We start from the raw sequence: 585 nt of genomic DNA, 5'->3' as shown, positions 1-585 counted from the left end.
CCGCCCATTGTCGAGGTCAGTCTGCTCAACCCGCAGCTCACACCCGAGCGGCTCGGCGGCAAGCAGTTGATCCTGGATCTCAAGGCCATCGACGAGCAGGGGCGGCGCTACAATATCGAGATGCAGGTCCGCCGCTTCGCGGCCTGGAGCACGCGCGGGATGCTCTACCTGTCGCGCCTGTTGAGCGATCAGCTTGAGGCCGGGGAGGACTACCGCCGCCTCAAGCCGGTGATCGGGATTCATCTGCTCGACTTCACGCTGTTCGCCGCCCCGGAGCAGGCCGATCAGGCGCTCTGGTGCTTCGAGATGCGCGACCGCGCGCGTCCTGAGGTCCGCCTGGGGCGAGAGCTGCAACTGAACATTGTCGAACTGCGCAAGGCCGACCGGCTGGGGCAACTGTCCGAGCGGTTGTCGGCCTGGATTGCCTATTTTGAGCATTGGCGGGAGGACGCGACCATGAGCACACACCCCTATGCCCCGGTGCAACGGGCCATCGAGAAACTGCGGGCGCTGAGCGCCGACGAGGAAACGCGCTACTGGGCCGAGGCGCGCGCGAAAGCGCAGAGCGACGAGGCCACCTTGCTG

General features: G+C 66.2%; 1 protein-coding gene. It reads left to right on the top strand.

The genetic code is table 11. The features are described from left to right. Positions 1 to 585, top strand: a 585-nt coding sequence (locus G3480_RS27305) for an Rpn family recombination-promoting nuclease/putative transposase (protein ID WP_164657302.1), incomplete at both ends; no start/stop codon positions are given.

It is taken from the genome of Thiorhodococcus mannitoliphagus (assembly GCF_010915725.1).
In the GTDB taxonomy this organism is placed as follows: domain Bacteria; phylum Pseudomonadota; class Gammaproteobacteria; order Chromatiales; family Chromatiaceae; genus Thiorhodococcus; species Thiorhodococcus mannitoliphagus.
The sequence above is the reverse complement of the archived record's forward strand: the minus strand, read 5'-3'. Positions and strand labels throughout refer to the sequence as shown.